Annotated in this window: 12 protein-coding genes; 5 read left to right on the top strand and 7 right to left on the bottom strand. The window is 73.7% G+C overall.

The genetic code is table 11. The annotated features are described in order from the left end of the window. Positions 1-8: 8 nt before the first annotated feature. The gene (locus FXF52_RS00370; RefSeq protein WP_148793100.1) at positions 9-2,105 is read left to right on the top strand and encodes a biotin carboxylase N-terminal domain-containing protein; all 2,097 of its coding nucleotides are present in this window, start codon (positions 9-11) and stop codon (positions 2,103-2,105) included. Continuing rightward, the gene (locus FXF52_RS00365) at positions 2,102-3,265 is read left to right on the top strand and encodes an acyl-CoA dehydrogenase family protein (protein WP_148793099.1); all 1,164 of its coding nucleotides are present in this window, start codon (positions 2,102-2,104) and stop codon (positions 3,263-3,265) included. The genes FXF52_RS00370 and FXF52_RS00365 overlap by 4 nt, the downstream gene beginning before the upstream one ends. Before the next feature lie 25 nt (positions 3,266-3,290). On the opposite strand, the gene FXF52_RS00360 is transcribed toward FXF52_RS00365, so the two are convergent. The 3 genes from FXF52_RS00360 to FXF52_RS00350 all read right to left on the bottom strand — a co-directional run bounded on the left by FXF52_RS00360 (position 3,291) and on the right by FXF52_RS00350 (position 9,115). Continuing rightward, positions 3,291-4,343, bottom strand: a complete 1,053-nt coding sequence (locus FXF52_RS00360) for a hypothetical protein (protein ID WP_148793098.1) — start codon at positions 4,341-4,343, stop codon at positions 3,291-3,293. Beyond that, positions 4,340-5,281, bottom strand: a complete 942-nt coding sequence (locus tag FXF52_RS00355) for a transporter substrate-binding domain-containing protein (RefSeq protein ID WP_148793097.1) — start codon at positions 5,279-5,281, stop codon at positions 4,340-4,342. Before FXF52_RS00355 ends, FXF52_RS00360 begins: the two co-directional genes overlap by 4 nt. A 66-nt stretch (positions 5,282-5,347) precedes the next feature. Continuing rightward, positions 5,348-9,115 (bottom strand): CHAT domain-containing protein, encoded by a 3,768-nt coding sequence (locus FXF52_RS00350; protein WP_148793096.1) that lies wholly within the window; start codon positions 9,113-9,115, stop codon positions 5,348-5,350. 178 nt (positions 9,116-9,293) lie between these two features. Here FXF52_RS00350 and FXF52_RS00345 point away from each other — a divergent pair, with 178 nt between their 5' ends. Continuing rightward, positions 9,294-9,671: a hypothetical protein gene (locus tag FXF52_RS00345; protein WP_148793095.1), complete on the top strand. Its 378-nt coding sequence runs from the start codon at positions 9,294-9,296 to the stop codon at positions 9,669-9,671. Next, positions 9,668-10,603: a hypothetical protein gene (locus FXF52_RS00340; RefSeq protein WP_148793094.1), complete on the top strand. Its 936-nt coding sequence runs from the start codon at positions 9,668-9,670 to the stop codon at positions 10,601-10,603. Before FXF52_RS00345 ends, FXF52_RS00340 begins: the two co-directional genes overlap by 4 nt. Positions 10,604-10,621: 18 nt before the next feature. Here FXF52_RS00340 and FXF52_RS00335 read toward each other — a convergent pair whose 3' ends face one another. Then, complete coding sequence (locus tag FXF52_RS00335; RefSeq protein WP_148793093.1) at positions 10,622-11,647, bottom strand: tetratricopeptide repeat protein; 1,026 nt, start codon at positions 11,645-11,647, stop codon at positions 10,622-10,624. Between the two features lie 86 nt (positions 11,648-11,733). Further along, positions 11,734-13,521: an alpha/beta hydrolase gene (locus FXF52_RS00330; RefSeq protein WP_148793092.1), complete on the bottom strand. Its 1,788-nt coding sequence runs from the start codon at positions 13,519-13,521 to the stop codon at positions 11,734-11,736. Between the two features lie 281 nt (positions 13,522-13,802). Here FXF52_RS00330 and FXF52_RS00325 point away from each other — a divergent pair, with 281 nt between their 5' ends. Beyond that, positions 13,803-14,207 carry a hypothetical protein gene (locus FXF52_RS00325; protein ID WP_148793091.1) on the top strand — a complete coding sequence of 135 codons (405 nt, stop codon included), beginning with the start codon at positions 13,803-13,805 and terminating at the stop codon, positions 14,205-14,207. On the opposite strand, the gene FXF52_RS00320 is transcribed toward FXF52_RS00325, so the two are convergent. Further along, entirely contained in the window at positions 14,194-15,702 is a 1,509-nt protein-coding gene (locus FXF52_RS00320; RefSeq protein ID WP_148793090.1) for a serine/threonine-protein kinase, read from the bottom strand. The genes FXF52_RS00325 and FXF52_RS00320 overlap by 14 nt on opposite strands. A 30-nt stretch (positions 15,703-15,732) precedes the next feature. Then, positions 15,733-16,203, bottom strand: coding sequence for a hypothetical protein (locus FXF52_RS00315; protein ID WP_148793089.1), 471 nt, complete (start codon positions 16,201-16,203; stop codon positions 15,733-15,735). Positions 16,204-16,246 lie beyond the last annotated feature (43 nt).

Genomic DNA, 16,246 nt, shown 5'->3' with positions numbered 1-16,246 from the left:
GGCGACTGATGATCAACCGGCTGCTCGTGGCCAACCGGGGGGAGATCGCCCGCCGGATCTTCGCCACCTGCCGCACGCTCGGGATCACCACGATCGCCGTGCACTCCGACGCGGATGCGGACGCGCCCTTCGTCGCCGAGGCCGACCTGGCGGTACGCCTGCCCGGGCACACGCCCGCCGAGACGTACCTGAACCTAGTGCAGATCTTGCGCGCCGCCCGCCGGTCCGGTGCGGACGCCCTGCACCCCGGCTACGGCTTCCTCGCCGAGAATGCCGAGTTCGCCATGCGGGTGACCGAGCACGCCGGGTTGACCTGGGTCGGCCCGTCGGCCAAGGCGATTGCCGCGATGGGCGACAAGCTGGCGGCGAAGGCGCTGCTGGCCGACGCGGGCGTACCGATGCTGCCCACCTGGACCGAGGCCGACCAGGTCACCGACTTCCCGGTGCTGGTCAAGGCCGCCGCTGGCGGCGGCGGGCGGGGCATGCGGGTGGTCCGCGACGCGTCCGGGCTGGCCGAGGCCGTCGCCTCGGCCCGCCGCGAGGCGGCCGCGGCGTTCGGCGACGGGACGGTCTTCATCGAGCGGTACGTCGAGCGCGGCCGGCACGTCGAGGTGCAGATCTTCGGCGACACCCACGGGACGGTGCTGGCCCTCGGCGAGCGGGACTGCTCGATCCAGCGCCGCCACCAGAAGATCGTCGAGGAGGCACCCGCCGTCGTCGACCGGGGGCTGCGGGAACGGCTGCACGCGGCGGCGGTGGCCGCCGGCCGGGCCGTCGACTACGTCGGCGCCGGGACGGTCGAGTTCCTGCTCGCGCCCGACGGGGCGTTCCACTTCCTGGAGATGAACACCCGGCTCCAGGTCGAGCACCCGGTCACCGAGGCGGTCACCGGGTTGGACCTGGTCCGGCTGCAACTGCTCGTCGCCGAGGGCGAGCCGCTGCCGCTGGCGGCGACCCCGCCGGCCGACGGCCACGCGATCGAGGTACGCCTCTGCGCCGAGGAACCGGGCCAGGGCTTCCGCCCGGCCACCGGCACCCTGCACCGGTTCGCGATCCCCGGGGTGGCCGGCGAGTTCACCCCGACGAAGGGGCTGCGGCTGGACTCCGGCGTGACGGACGGCTCGACGGTGAGCGTGCACTACGACTCGATGCTGGCCAAGCTGGTCGCCTGGGCGCCCACCCGCGCGGAGGCGGCCCGGGCCCTGGCCGGCGCGCTGGCCCGGGCCGAGTTGCACGGCGTCGCCACCAACCGGGACCTGCTGGTCCGGGTGCTGCGCAGCCGGGAGTTCGGCGCGGTCGAGATCGACACCGGCTTCCTGGAGCGGCACCCGGAGGTCCTCGCCCCGCTGCTGCCGCCCGAGCAACTCCCGCTGGTCGCGTTGGCGGCGGCGCTCGCCTCGTCCGCCGAGCGCCGCGCGTCCGCGTCGGTGCTGGCCGGGCTGCCCTCGGGTTGGCGGAACGTGCCGGCGTTCCCGCAGGTGGTGCGTTACGCCGGGCCGGACGGCGGCGGGATCGAGGTGCGGTACCGGCTGGACCGCAGCGGCGGGCTCGCCGAATGGTCGACTTCGCCGAGTGCCGCACCTACCCCAGCGGGAGCGGCACCGGTGGCCCGGGACGGCGACGACCCGGCGGCGGAAGACATCCCGGCCCGCGACGTGCCGCCGGCCGTGACCCTGGTCGAGGCCGCCCCGGACCGCGTGGTGCTCGACGTGGACGGGGTGCGGCGGGTGTTCTGCGTACGCCGGGCGGGGTCGGCGGTCTTCGTGGACGGCCCGGACGGGGCGGCGAGCCTCACCGAGCTGCCGCGTTTCCCGCTGCCCACCGCGGAGCTGGCGGCCGGGTCGCTGCTCGCGCCGCTGCCCGGCGCGGTGGCCCGGGTGCACGTCCAGGTCGGCCAACGGGTCGCCGCCGGTGACCTGCTGCTGACCCTGGAGGCGATGAAGCTCGAACACCCCGTGCTCGCCCCGACCGACGGCGTGGTCGCCGAGCTGCCGGTGCCACCCGGCGGCCAGGTCGACACCGGGGCCGTGCTGGCCGTCGTGGACAACGCCAGCTCGGCGCGCCGGGACCTGGAGCCGCCCGACCCCGAGGAGGACCCGCGATGAACTTCGACCTCACGCCCGAGCAGGAGCAGCTCCGCGACGCGGTCCGGGCGCTGGGCCGCCGCTACGGCCACGCCTACTTCGTCGAGAAGGCCAAGGCCGGCGCGCACACCACCGAGCTGTGGCACGAGGCCGGCCGGCTCGGCTACCTCGGCGTCAACATCCCCACCGAGTACGGGGGCGGGGGCGGCGGCATCACCGAGCTGGCCATCGTCTGCGAGGAGCTGGCCGCGGCCGGCTGTCCGCTGCTGCTGCTCGTGGTCTCCCCCGCCATCGCCGCCACCGTGATCGCGAAGCACGGCACGGAGGCGCAGCGCAAGCGGCACCTGCCCGGCCTGGCCGACGGCTCCCAGAAGATCGTCTTCGCGATCACCGAGCCGGAGGCCGGCTCGAACTTCCATCGGCTCGGCACGGTGGCCCGCCGGGACGGCGACGGCTGGTTGCTCTCCGGCCGCAAGTGCTACATCTCCGGCGTTGACGAGGCGGGGTACGTGCTCGTCGTGGCTCGGACCGAGGACGCCACGACCGGCAAGCTGAAGCCCGTCCTCTTCATCGTGCCCACCGACGCGCCCGGGCTGACCTGCTCCAAACTGGACATGGAGATCGTCTCGCCGGAGAACCAGTTCCTGCTCTACCTGGACGACGTCCGGCTTCCCGGCGACGCGCTGGTCGGTGAGTCCCTGGACGCCGGGCTGCCCGCGCTCTTCTCCGGGCTCAACCCGGAGCGGATCACGGTCGCCGCGATGGGCGCCGGCACCGGCCGGTACGCGATCGAGCGGGCCAGCGCGTACACCACCACCCGGAAGGTGTGGGGCGGCCGGAGCATCGGCGCGCACCAGGGCGTCGCGCACCCGCTCGCGCACGCCTCGGTGCAGGTGGAACTGGCCCGCCTGATGATCTACAAGGCGGCCACCCTGTACGACGCCGGCCGCGACCTGGAGGCGGGCGTCTCCGGCAACATGGCCAAGTACGCGGCCGGCGAGGCCGCCGCGCTCGCCGTGGACACCGCCGTACAGGCGCTCGGCGGGGCCGGCATGACCACCGAGTACGGGGTGGCCACCCTGCTCGGCGCGGTCCGCGCCGGCCGGATCGCCCCGGTCAGCCGGGAGATGATCCTCAACTTCGTCGCCCAGCACGTTCTCGGCCAGGAGAAGTCCTACTGACCCGGAAGACTGCGGGCCGGCGAGGTCACACCGGCCCTCGGTCCACCGTCCGGCAGGCGGCGTCGATCCGGTGTACCGGGCGGACCCGCCGGCCCAGCCCCTCCAGCAGCGAGTCCTCGACGTGGAAGTCCCGGATACGCAACTGGCGGCGGGGCAACTCCTCCTCGCTCGGGCAGAGCACCTGGGCCCGTACCTGGTCGACCGGCACGTAGCGGACGCCGCCGCGCTCCTGGAGCAGCACGACGTTGACGTCGTCCACCGTCACCACGTGGCCGCGGATGTCCTCGCTCACGCCCGGGGCCGACTCGATCGTGGTGACGGTGAGCGGCAGCACCGGGGTGCTGATCACCGGGAGCGCGGCCCACACCAGCGTGGCCAGCACTGCGGCCTCGGTCACCGAGGCCAGCGGCCGGATCACCGCCGCCGGCAGCGGCCCGGTGACGAAGAGGGCCAGCACCGGCGGTACGACGAGCAGCACCATGGCGAGCAGTTCCCGCTGCTGCCAGGCGTCGAGCAGGGTCGGCGCGAGCAGCCACAGATAGCCGGTGAAACCGGCACCGAGCAGCAGCGCGCGGGGCACCACCTGCTCGTGCAGCCGCTCCGGGCTGAGCTGGAACGCCGCCACGAACGCCGGGACGAGCAGCGGCAGGTAGAGCAGCGGCCAGGTGACCAGGGCCAGCAGGAAGCTGGCCACCGCGAACCAGGCGGGGGTGGTATCCACCCAGCGGACGAAGAGCGGGCGGCGGACGCCGGGCGGCATCCGGTCCACGCTGATCCGGAGCACCGCACCGAGCGCGAAGACCGCGACCAGCCCGGCGGAGAGCAGTTGCGCGGCCGTGGTGAGGAACCCGGCGAGCAGGTTGACCGTGCCGACGTTGGCGACGAGCAGCAGGGTGGTCTGCAGTTCCCCGCCGGCCTCGACACCGAGCCGGAGCACGGAGAAGACCGCCGGGACGCCGACCACCGCCGTCCAGAAGGACTGGCTGGCCCGGGCCCGGCGTTCGGCCTTGTCCGCACCCGGCGGGAGGGGCGGAACCGGGCCCGCCGGGTCCGGGACGGTCGCCGCCGGTGCGCTCATCGCCGGGGTGCCTTGTCGTCGAAGTCGACGAGCTTGGGCACGTCCAGCGGCTGCGGCTGCGACCGGCCCCCCTTCAGCCACGGCCCCAGCGTCCGGTTGTACGCGCTGAGCCACGGGCTGCTGATCCCGTTCCGCCCCTCCAGGTAGCTCTTGTGCAGGAAGAACGCGACCAGGTCCCGCAGCGCCGGGTCGCCGATCGGCACCCCGATGCCGAGCTGTTCGCTGGTGCCGAAGGGCATGTCGACGATCTCGAACTCGGTGGGATACCGGGAGAGGAAGCCGGCGAGGATGGTCTCGTCGGAGCTGACCGCGTCGAAGCGTCCCTTCCGGATGCCCTCGACGCAGTCGCCGACGTCCTTCACCACGTACGCCTTGACCTGGTGCTTCTCCAGCTCGGCCTCGGTGGTGGAGCCGCCGCTGGTGCAGATCCGGTAGCCCGGCTCGCGAAGGTCCTCGATGGTGCGGATGCGGTCCTTGAGCCGCGTCGGCACCATCACCTCCTGAGTGGTGACGAAGTACGGCCCGGCGAAGCTGACCAACTTCTTGCGCTCCTCGGTGATGGAGAAGCTGGACACCACCAGGTCCACGGTGCCGGCCTGCAGGGCCGGGATCCGGTCCTCGGTGGAGAGTGTCACCCACTCGATCCGCTGGTCGCCTTCGAAGCCGAGGGACGAGGCGATGTAGCGGGCGATCTCGACGTCGAAGCCGGTGTGCGCGCCGTTGCGCAGCTCGCCCATCAACGGTTCCGTGGTGGCCACCCCGATTTTGATCCGGGGTTGGCCGTCGACGTGCGACTCGCGGAGCTTGTCGAGGACCGACGGCAGGGACGGCTCCCGGCGGTTGTCGCACCCGGCCGCGGCGGCCAGGGTCAGGGTCAGCGCCACGGCGAGGGTGGTGGCGACGGACCGGAGCCGGTGACGGGGAGGAACCTCATTCATGGGCGACCTCGATCACGGACACGGCGGGGTACCCAGGGTAGCGGCACCGACGGGTTGCCTGGTGGTTCACAGTGGTCGGTTCAGTCCGACATGGAGGTGGCCGGCCCAGCGGGTCGGCGTTGCCGGGAATTCGTCGCGAACGGCCCGAACCGTGTCGGTGAGCACCCGGGCCGCCGCGGCCGTGTCCGGGCGCCGGGTGCCGCCGTTCGTCAGACCGGCGTAGAAGGCCTCGGCGATCCGGTCGCTGTCCGTGGTACGCCAGGTCGTGCCGATCACGCCGGGGAAGCCCGCGAGCTGGAACGCCGCGGCCAGGTGCAGCGGTTCGTCGGTGAACGTCGGGTGCGTCTCGGCGGTGCTGCACGCGGAGAGAAAGGCGAGTTCGGCCCGCTCGAGGTGATACGAGCTGACCGTGTGCGGGCTGAGCCTTCCGCCTCCGCCGAGGCGCAGGCCGCCGGTCAGCATCGCGCTCAAGCCGGCGTCCGCCTCGCCGTGGCAGGCGAAGTGCGCGATCGGGTGTGCCCGCAGCGCCTCCTCGACCGCGCGCGCCGCCACCTCGGTCCCGGTGAGCACGGTCGAGCCGGGGACCAGGCGGGCGACGTGCTCGACCTCGGCGCGTACCTGGGACAGCGCCGGCAGGTCCCGCGCGGTCGGTACGCCGACGACGGCGGCCGTGGCGGTCGCCGGTGGCCGTGGGCGGTCCGCGGCGATGTGCGCCAGGGCGGTGAGGGTCGGCGTGTAGGACGACACGGTGCGGTCGAGGACCGTACGCCTGCGGCCCGGGTCGCGATGGTGACCGGCGGCGTGGAGCGGGAGGCGGGCCAGCGCGCCGACCGGGGACCACCAGATCCGCGGCGCCGGATCGTCCACGGGAGCGACCCGGTCGAGCACCGGCCCGGTGACGGCGTCCCAGAGCCAGGCCAGGATGCCGTGCAGTTGCTCCTGTGCGGCGGCGCGCCGGTCGAACGGCACCGCCGGGTCGGCCGCCTCGGACAGCGCCGCGTACCAACGGACGACGTGCCGCTGGACGGTGGTCCCCGACAGCTCGGGCAGGCGGACCACCTGGACGGGCCGCTCCGGGTCCGCCGGCATGACCAGCGCGTCGCCCCGGTCGCCGTGCGTGTTGACCACGACGACCGGCATTCCCGCGAGCCGCTGGCGGAGCAGCGGCACCGACGGTGGACGCAGGAAGTCGGCGAATCCGGGGAGCCCGCGGATCCGCTCGATCAGCCGGTCCCGTTCGACGGCGAGCTGCCGGGTACGGGCCGCCCAGGCCTCTCGGGGGTCCCATTCCGTCGTCGCACTGTCCAGCAGATCGCCGTCCGCCGACCGGCGCTCCACCTCTATGGTGAACTTCCGGACGTGCGTGTAGGCGTCCGCCTCCGCCAGTTCCCGGTCGACCCGGTCGAGTTCCGTGGCGAGTTGGGGGCTGACGGTGCGCAGCGCCACCCGTCCGCTGCGGATGCCCAGGGCCTCGTGGAACAGCAGGCCACGGCCGCGTTCCAACAGCTCGATGGCTCGGTCGGCGTCCCCAGCCGCGATCGCGACCGCGGCGGCCTCGGCCGCCAGCCCGCCCAGTGCGGCGACGGCGCCGAGCCGGCGGCGGGCGCTTGACGACCGGCTGACCGAGGTCGGCATGCGCCGCACCGCCCGCTCCAGGGCGGCCAGTCGGGCGGCCGGGTCGCCGGCCTCGCGGGCCAGCGCGGCCTGCTGGCGTTCGGCGTTGATCCGGGTCTGCGCGTCCGCCCTGGGCGACGCGGCGATCGCCGCGTACGTGGCGATGGCCTCGGCCCTCGCCCAGTTGGCGTCCGGCTCTTTCGATCTCGACAGCTCGGCGGCCGCCCGAGCCAGCAGCCCGGCCCGCAACGACCACCAGTGGTGCTCGGTCGGGGTCTCCTTGACCGCCTGCCTGGCCAGCTCCACGGCGTCGGCCAGGACCATGAGGTCGCCGCCGACCAGGTACCGCTGATACCGCGTTTCGGCGACCGAGCTGAGGATCCGGGGCTGGTCGGGATGGTCCGGCGGGAGCAGGGCGAGCGCCTCGCGGTAGGTGCGCTCGGCCATCGCGAGGCCGGCCTCGTCGTTCCGCCGGAAGGCCTGCCGCGCCAGGCTGCTCGCGTGGTTGAACAGGAAACCGATCCGGCGGGAATCGTCATCCGGCAGGGCCTCGACGGCGCGCCGGTTGGTCTCCACGGCTTCGGCGAGGAGCGTGTCGTCGGGTGCCAGCACCTCCCGTTGGGACAGCAGGTTGGCGAGCTTCAGGAGCCTCAGCGGGTACAGCTCGTGCCGGGTGGACGTTTCGCTGAGCGCCTCGCGCTGGTACCCCAGCGCCTCGTCGAGGAGGTCCGGATCGCCGGCCAGCCAGCCGGCGTCGGCCAGCGTGTCGGCGAGGACCACGAGCTGGAACGGGCGCAGGTCCGGCTGCGCGTCGGTCAGTTCCAGCGCCGCGCGGGCGGCCGACACGGCGGCGGCGACCAGTTTTTCGTCCCGCCCCTGCACTCCGGCGTGGCCGGCGGCGCCCGCCAGCAGGTTCAGCGCGTCCCGCCGCAGCGGATGCGACGGCCCGGTGGCGTCCAGGGCCACCTGCGCCCAGGTTGCCGCCCACGCGGTGCCGCCCAGCTCACCGCCGTGTTCCCAGCGATCGAGCTCGGCCCGGGCGAGCGACAGCAGGGCCTGCGGCCGGGCCGGATGGAAGCCGGGCACCGCGGCGGACAGCAGGGCGGCTGCCTCGTGCCACTCGGCCAGTGCCGGTGGTGAGGCGTCCACCGCGATCCGGGCGGCCGTCTCCTCGGCCCGCTGCAGGAGCCGGTCGATCACCTCGGGTTGGTTGGCCGCGGTGGCGACCGTGCGGGCCGGTTCGGGGCCGATCTCCCGGGCCAGCAGGTTGACGACCGTGTTGAGCCGCTCAAGTGCTGAGGCCGCCTCGGGCCGGTCCGGCGCGGCGGCGTGGACCGCGTCCCGCCAGGCGGCGGTCGCCTCCAGCAGGAGCAGGACCGATGCCTTCTCCGGAACCTCGTGCAGCCGGCACAACGCCACGCCGAGCTGTGCCACCGCTCGCGGGTCGGTGGGATGCCGCTGCCAACTGAGCTGCGTCGCCCGGCGGTATTCCCCGACGGCCAGTTCCAGCGCCTTGGGGCCGGCGCCCCGGTCGAAGTAGAGCTCGAACAGGCGGCCACGGCGGGCAAGCCGGTGCATCCGGTGCGGGTCCTGCGCGGAGGTGGCTGCCAATGCCTCCGAGGCGACATCCAGCGCCTCGTCGTACGTCGGCCCGTCCCCGGTCTCCTCGGCCAGCGTGGCCAACGCTTCGGAGAGATCGGTCAGCAGCGCGGCACGGAGCAGGACGGCCGACGCGTCGCGCTCCCGCGCCAGCGGCCGAAGCCATTCCCGGTACAGCGTGACGAGCATCCGGAGGGCCTTCGCCGAACCGGCCCGGTACCGCTGCCAGAGCCCCGCGACCCGGTCGGCCTGCTGCTGACTGAGCAGGACATCGGACAGTCGCGGCGCACTCGGTCGATCGGTCTCCCGGCATTCGTCCCGGATCAGCTCGGGCACCAGGTCCGGGTCCCGGCGGCACCCGCGCCGGAACTGCTCGACCGCCGCCCGGCGCTCCCGCAGACCGTCCAGCCCGGGCAGGTTGAGGTAGCGGTACCAGTGGAGCTGGGCCAGTGCCCGCGCCGCCTGGCGTCCGGCTCCGCGGTCACCGGCTGCGGCAGCGAGGGCCTCCTCTTCGTGGGAGAGATCCGCTCCGAACAGGGCACTCGGATCGCCCGTGCGTTCGTACTCGGCGGTGACCGCCGTGACCCGCTGCGCGGCACTGCCGGTGGTCCGTCTCGACATCGCTGCTCGATTCCCGTCGCTGGTGTCGGCCGGCGATCTCCTTGTCCCGCAACGATCCTGCCCGCTCCGGACCGGTCGATGGAAGCGGCAACACGCTCCCGTCCGGGAATGGTGTGCTGGCGTCTCGCGATCGTTACTGTGACAGCGGAAACACCCAACCGGGGTACGGGGAGCGGCCTTGGAACTCGTTGCGGAGCGCATCGGCCGGCTGTGCCGACAGGCCGGCGGGCAGTTGCGCGAGCATGCCGGGCGGTACGGCGTGGCCGAGGTGCTCGACCGGATCGTCGACGCGGTCGGCCAGGGGCGCCTGGACGGGCAACTGGAGGAGGACCTCGACCGGCTCGACGGGGCGTTCGCGCGTAACGGCATCGACGGGCTCACCACCGGCGTACGCGGGTTCGAGCCGTGGCTCGGCGGAGGCGGCCACCCGGCGGTCCTCGCCTGGGGCTGCCCGAGTCCGGGGCCGTGCCCTCGGAAGGTCCCGGTCGGCGACGGCGACCGGCCGGTGTGCGAGCTGACCGGCACGCCGTTCGTGGAGAGCCGGACCACCTTGTGAACGCGTTCCTGGCCGAGCTGGGCAAGCAGCTGGTGACCCGGTGGACTGTGGCGCTGTTGCTGCCGGGGGCGCTGTTCGCCGCCGCGGTGGTCCTGGCCCACGCCCTCGGCCACCAGCACGCCGTGGATCTCCGGGTCCTGACGGTCCGGTTGGCCGGGCTGTCCGATGGACGCGGCGTGCCCCTGCTGATCACCACGGCCGCGTTCCTGCTCGGTGCGGCGACGGCCGGGCTCACCGCGCAGTCGGTGGGCGTCTTCGTCTCGTGGACGTGGAGCCTGACCGGATCCGTGCCGGTGCTGCGCCGGCTCGCCGACCGGCGCCGCCGCCGGTGGGAGCGGGCGGACGCCGAGGTGGTGGCGGCCGAGCGGGCGCTCCTCGCGGACACCGCCGACCCCACGCTGCGCGATCGGGCCCGCCGGGCCATCGCCCGCCGCACGGCAGTCTGCCTCGTGGAGCCGGCGCGACCCACCTGGGTCGGTGACCGGCTGCACGCGGCCGACGTGCGGGTGCACCGAAGCTATGGGATCGACCTCGCGGCCGGGTGGCCGCGACTGTGGCTGCTCCTCCCGGCGGAGGTGCGCGGCGAACTGAGTGCGGTGCAGGACCGGTGCGCGTCGGCGGCCCGGCTGGCCGGCTGGGGCCTCCTGTACGCCGCCCTCGGGGCGTTCTGGTGGCCGGCCCTGATCATCGGCCTGGTGACCCTGCTCACCGCCCGATACCGCGCCCGCCTCGCCGTGAGCGTGTACGCCGACCTGGTCGAAGCCGCCGTGGACCTGCACGGCCGGGAGCTGGCCGTCCAGCTCGGACTGTCGTGTCCGGACCGGCTCACCCGGGAAGTCGGCGAACAGCTCACCGCGATCGTCCGCAAGGATGGCATCGTTCCCCATGCCCGCCGGGCCAGATCCGCCGAGCCGTCGCCGACCCGCACCTGACCTGCGGCCCTCGGGCCGTCACGGCTTCCAGGACGGGTTGTGCAGGATGGCCAGGTTCTGCCGCGCGTTGACCGCCAGGGTGTGGTCGCCGGCGATCTCCTGCACCGAGTCGAGCACCGTCCAGTACAGGTCGATCGCCCGTTTCCGGTAGCCGGCCAGGGCGAGGGTGGCGGCCAGATTGTTGCGCCGGCCAATGGTGCCGAGGCTGTCCCGCCCGAGGCTCCGCTCGCTGTGCCGGATGTTCTCTGTGTGCAGCTCGATGGCCTGCGCGTACTGGCCGGCGTACTGGTAACCCACCGCCAGGTTGTTCCGGACGACGAGGGTCAGTTCGCCGTCGCTGCCGTGCAGCTGCTCGGCTGCGGGAACGACCTCCCGCAGCACGTCCAGCCCGTCGTCAACCAGCCCGGCTTCGAAGTAGGCCTGACCGAGCGCGTTGCGGACCTTCAGCGTGTCCTCGTCGACCGCGCCGAACGCCTGCGCCGCCCCGGCGGCGAGGGGTTCGAGCAGGGCGATGGCCTCGGTGAACCGTCCACATCGGCGGTGGTCCTCGGCGAGGCTAAGCCGGTATGCCAGCGTGCCGCGGTCGCGGACCGCCTCCCGGCCCAGTCCGGCCGCACGCCAGAGGTCGAGGGACGCCCGGACCACGTCGAGCGGACCGTCCGCCGCGCGCGGGGGCGGCGGTGGCCTGGCGGGTAGGGGCTCGGGCGGCTCTGCCTCGTCCGCCACCCACGACGCGAGCCGCGCCCGCAGTTCCCCGGCCGGGACGCCGTCGACGTACAACCGGCACACCCCGTGGTCGAGGTGCAGGTCCAGGAGCGAACCACCGCCGGCCACCAGGCGGAGGTGAGTCAACGCCATGAAGTGGCCGGGCGTCCGGACGTCCAGCCCGCGCAATGCGGGCCAGGCGACGGCCAGGAACCGACGGATCCGTTGGCGCAGCCGGATGCCGGAGCGGTCGAGGACCGCGGTGAGCCGTGATGTCTCGCCCGTCCCGCGCGGATGCCCACTGAGACAGGTCACCTGGGGTATCGCGAGCGACGACATCGCGTCATCCTTTCAGCCGGACGCGCAAATGCCCACGGCCCGGGGTACGGCGGGCGCCCGATCGCCCGCCGTACCCCGGGGGTCCGTCAGTGGACGGTCAGCGTGCCGACCACCGGCAGCGGCGCGACCACCGGCGGGAGCCGCTTCGGCTCACCCCGACCCGGCGCACCCGCCCGGGCGAGGTCGCTCTTCGCCGCGGCCGCCCGCGCGTCCGGCGTCTCCGGAGCGTCCACGAACGGCTGGTCGTCACCGGTGCAGACCTTGCCCTTCGCCGGCAGCGTCCCCTTCAGCAGGTACCCGTCGACGGCCCCGGTCACGCAGGCCGAGGTGCCGTACGCGGTGTGGCCCCAGCTGTCGCTGCTGAGCAGGCGGCTGTTCGGCAGCAGCGCCGCCGAGCTGACCGCACCCTGGTAGTTGGTCGCCGGGTCCCAGTAGTTGCCGACCACCAGCACCGGGGCGCTGGTGCGCCGGTTGAACGGGCCGGTGTAGGCGTCCTCGTCCCGCACGGTCCAAGTGTTGCGGGCGCAGGGCGAGGTGGCCCAGGCCCAGGCCCGGCCGAAGTACGGGGCCCGCTTGTCCTCCTTGGCGGCCAGCGCCGGCCAGGCGTCGGCGCTCTTCGGGTGGTACGCGTCGGTGCAGTCGACCGTCAGGAACGTCTCCAGCCCGTTGTCGTACGGGAAGTCGTACCCGCGCTGCTTCCGGGCCTGCGCGGCGCGCTCGACCACCGCGGTCTGCGCCTGCGACCGGCGGGCCGCCGACGCCGCCGCCGGGTCGGTCAGCACCAGCAGTTCGCCGGTGAGGCCGACGATGTCCTGCCAGCCGTAGGGGCTGTAGAGCGCGCTGAGGCTGGCGCCGACGAAGTCGGCGTAGCCGATGGTGAACGGACCGTAGTCCGGGTCGTCGATCACCAGCGGCTTCTTGCGCAGCCGCTGCGCCACCGTCTCGTACGCGGCGACCGGGTCGCTGGCGGCGGCCAGCTCGCACTTCTCGGCGCCGGCCTTCGCGCAGCGCACCAGGATCTCGTGCAGCGCGTGGTACGCGCCGTCGGCGCTGCGCAGCCGGGTCTCCTGGAGCTGGTCGCGGGCCTTGCCCTGGCCGACCCAGGCGTTCGGGTTGAGCACCCCGTCGACGACGAGGGCGCGGACCCGGTCCGGGAACATGTTGGCGTAGTACTGGCCCAGCGCCGTGCCGTAGCTGAAGCCCAGGTAGGTGAGCTTCTTGTCGCCGACCGCGCGGCGCAGCACGTCCATGTCGCGGGCCACCTCGGCGGTGGAGGCCGCGCCGGTCAGCGGCTTGCCGGTGGTCGAGCAGGCCTTGCCGACCGCCTTGGACGAGGCGATGTAGGCCTTCTCCTCGGCCTTCGTCCACGGGAAGGCGACGTTCAACCCGGCGCCCGCCTTCATCTGGTCCTTGACCGAGCGGAAGCACTTGACGTTGTCGCTGGCGGCGACGCCGCGCGGGTCGACGCCGACGATGTCGAAGCGGTCGAGCAGGTCGTCGCCGAGGAAGTACGGCGCGGCGAGCGCGATGCTGGTGCCGGAGCCGCCCGGGCCGCCCGGGTTGAGGAAGAGGCTGCCGATCTTGTGCTTCTGGTCGCGGGCCTTGACCCGCAGCACCGCGATCTCGGTGGTGGCACCCTTCGGGTTGTCGTAGTCCAGCGGCAGGCGGACGGTGGCGCACTCGGCGTAGCCGTAGCAGGCGTACCAGCCGAGCTTCGGCGTCGGCACGCGGTCGACCCGGCGGGCCTCGACGGCGCTGGTCCGATCGGACGCGCGGGGCTGCGGCGTGGCGGCCGCAGCGGGCGCGACCGCCGATCCGGCTAGGACGATGCCGGCGGCCCCGGTTGCGAGCAGGGACCGGATTGCACGTGGCATGTGGCTGCCTTCCGGTGGGAGACGGGATCTGTCGAGGAGACCTCGACCCCAGTCACTCTAGGGATCACCGCCAACGAAGGCCGCCCGTCAAACGCTCGCCAAACCGACAAATAGCCGATTGATGTAACGAAATTTTCTTGATCGACGCTTTTTCCGCACCCGCTACGCGCGGATTCCGCACCCCTCACCATCGTCCACCGTGGCCTCCACCGGACGCCCCGACGACGCGCCCGGCCCGGTCCGGCGGTTGACAGGTGGCCGGCCTGGGCCATGCTTGTCGGGTGAGTTCGTTCCCGAAGCCCGATGCGCGGGTGAAGGCCGTCGTCGCGTCGCTGGCGACGGTGGCGGCGTTGGTGACGCTGGTGGTGTGGCGCCCCGCGGGCATCCTGTCGGTGGTCCTGGCCCTGATCTGCGTCCTGCTCGGGATGGTCGCCGGGGTGACGGTGACCGCCGCGCGGCAGGCCCCACGGCAGCCCCGCGGCGACACGCCGAGCGAGGACTGGCCGGTGCCCGGCGGGTACGGAGTGGACGCCGACACGCTGGAGGCGCTGGACCCGCGGGCCGTCCGAGCCGTCCGCGAACACCGGACGGCGGACGGGTACGCGGTGGACGCGGACACGCTGGAGGCGCTCGATCCGCGGGCGGTCCGGGAACACCGGACGGTGAACCGGCTCAGCGACCGGTGAGCGTCGGCACGGCGAGCGCGTTCACGCCCTGCCCCGCAAGGCAGCGGTAGGTGCGGCCGCCGTCCGACGGCGGCAGCACCTCCAGGTTCCACCCGCCCGCCTGCTTGAGGCCACTGACCAGGCGGAAGGTGCTGACGTTGCAGACCTGCCGGACGGCGGGGTCAGCGGCGACCGCGCCGTGGCCCGCCCCGGCCAGCGTCGCCGGCAGGTCACCCTCGGCGTACGTCTCCCAGGTGTGCTGGCCGTCGCACGACACCCGGTCCGCCTCGGCCCGGTCGCGGCGCAGCCGTACCGGGCCGAAACACTCCAGTTCATCGGCACAGCGGGCGCCGGAGGGCAGGCGTATCCCCTCGGCCGCACAGCCCGGCCGCACCTGGCCGACGGCGATCCCGCTAACCACCGGCGTGGGCGAGGCCACCGGGACGGGCGGGCCGCCGGCCAGCCACGCCCCCGCCCCGGCCGAGGCGGCGAGCGCGAGGACCCCCGCGCCGCCGAGGAACCAGCGGCGCCGCCACCGCCGGCCGGGCGTGGGCACGGTCGGGTGGGCGTCGTCCGCCGGCGGGCGCGGGCTCGGCCCGCCGGCCCGGCCCACGGGGTACGGCCCACCGGCGCGGGAACCGCTTACCGGGAACGCGGAGACCGGCACCCCGCTCACCGGGGCGGCCCCCGGATCCAGCGGGAGCGCGGCGAGCATCGCGCCCAGTTCCACAGCGGACGGACGCTCGCCCGGATCGTTGGACATGCCGAGCCGCAGCACGTCGATCAACTCGTCGGGGATCCCGGGCAGGCCGGGGATCGGCTGGTGGAACATCTCCAGCACGGTGACCAGGCTCGGGTTGCGCTCGGACTGCCAGCGCGGCGGGCGGCCGTGCATCACCGCGTAGAGGGTGGCGCAGAGCGCGTACACGTCGACCGCCGGCGTCGGCGGGCTGTGGTTGAACATCTCCGGCGGCGCGTACGCCGGAGTGAGCACCTCCAGGGTGACCGAGGCGTCCCGGACCTCGGCCAGCACCGCCAGCCCGAAGTCGGCCAGCACGGCCGGGTTGAAGTGCGAATAGAGGATGTTGGCCGGCTTGACGTCCCGGTGCAGCACCCCGGCCGCGTGCGAGTGGGCGAGGGCATCGGCGATCTTGACGCCCAGGTCCCGCGCCTCGACCGCGCCCAGCGGCGAGGTGCGCATCCGCTCCGCGTACGACCCGTCGCAGAGCTCCATGATCAGGTACGGGTGCTGGTCGACAGTGACCCCGACGTCGAAGAGGTCGACGACGTGCGGATGGGACGACATCTTGCCGGCGGCCCGCGCCTCGCGCAGGAAGCGCGCCTGGTCCCGCTCGCTGTCCAGCGTGCGGTTCTCCACCTTGACCGCGACCTCGCGACCCACGGAGATCTGGGTGGCCCGGTAGACGGTGGCGTAGCCACCCCGGGCAAATACCTCCAAATCGGTCAGACCGGGCACGATGGGCAGCCGCAGGGCGCCGGGCGGGGTCTCGGTCACGGCTCGAAAATACCCAACCGGTCGGGTCGCTCAGTGCACCGCGTCGGCCGCCGGCACGGGGCCGGAGCCGGCGGCGTCGTCGCCCGGGCCACTTACGGCGGCCGCCCGGCGGGCGTCCCACCGGAGGCCGACCGCGGTCGCGACCGCGCCCAGCCCCTCCCAGGCGGCCACCCCGAAGAACCGGTCCGGGGCGACGTCCGAGAGCACGGCGATGGTGAAGACGGTGAACGTGACCAGCCGGAACCAGACGGTGAACCGGTAGAACGGCCGCCACTCGGTGGCGACGGCGAGCAGGTAGTAGACCCCCATGTTGAACGAGGCCATCGAGGACGCGGTGAGGAACGTGCCGGTGTAGTCACCCGGAGCCCGCTCGGCCGGCACCTCGAAGCCGAGCATCCGCAGCTGCGCCTCCGGCCAGATCAGCCCGAGCGCGCCGAGGAGCAGCGCCAGCACGCCGAAGACCGCGATCGTCCAGCCGGCGCCCGAGCGCGGCAGCCTCATGAGTCCTCCCCACCCGCGACCGCCGACGTGGACGGCCTCCTCG

The sequence above is a fragment of the Micromonospora sp. MP36 genome (genome assembly GCF_008119785.1).
Lineage (GTDB): Bacteria > Actinomycetota > Actinomycetes > Mycobacteriales > Micromonosporaceae > Micromonospora.
This window is presented reverse-complemented; position numbering and strand designations above follow the sequence as displayed.

Bases quoted from the DNA above. Each gene is read 5' to 3' on its own strand.
- FXF52_RS00370 (WP_148793100.1), top strand. From the start codon at position 9: ATGATCAACCGGCTGCTCGTGGCCAACCGGGGGGAGATCGCCCGCCGG.
- FXF52_RS00365 (WP_148793099.1), top strand. From the start codon at position 2,102: ATGAACTTCGACCTCACGCCCGAGCAGGAGCAGCTCCGCGACGCGGTC.
- FXF52_RS00360 (WP_148793098.1), bottom strand. From the start codon at position 4,343: ATGAGCGCACCGGCGGCGACCGTCCCGGACCCGGCGGGCCCGGTTCCG.
- FXF52_RS00355 (WP_148793097.1), bottom strand. From the start codon at position 5,281: ATGAATGAGGTTCCTCCCCGTCACCGGCTCCGGTCCGTCGCCACCACC.
- FXF52_RS00350 (WP_148793096.1), bottom strand. From the start codon at position 9,115: ATGTCGAGACGGACCACCGGCAGTGCCGCGCAGCGGGTCACGGCGGTC.
- FXF52_RS00335 (WP_148793093.1), bottom strand. From the start codon at position 11,647: ATGTCGTCGCTCGCGATACCCCAGGTGACCTGTCTCAGTGGGCATCCG.
- FXF52_RS00330 (WP_148793092.1), bottom strand. From the start codon at position 13,521: ATGCCACGTGCAATCCGGTCCCTGCTCGCAACCGGGGCCGCCGGCATC.
- FXF52_RS00315 (WP_148793089.1), bottom strand. From the start codon at position 16,203: ATGAGGCTGCCGCGCTCGGGCGCCGGCTGGACGATCGCGGTCTTCGGC.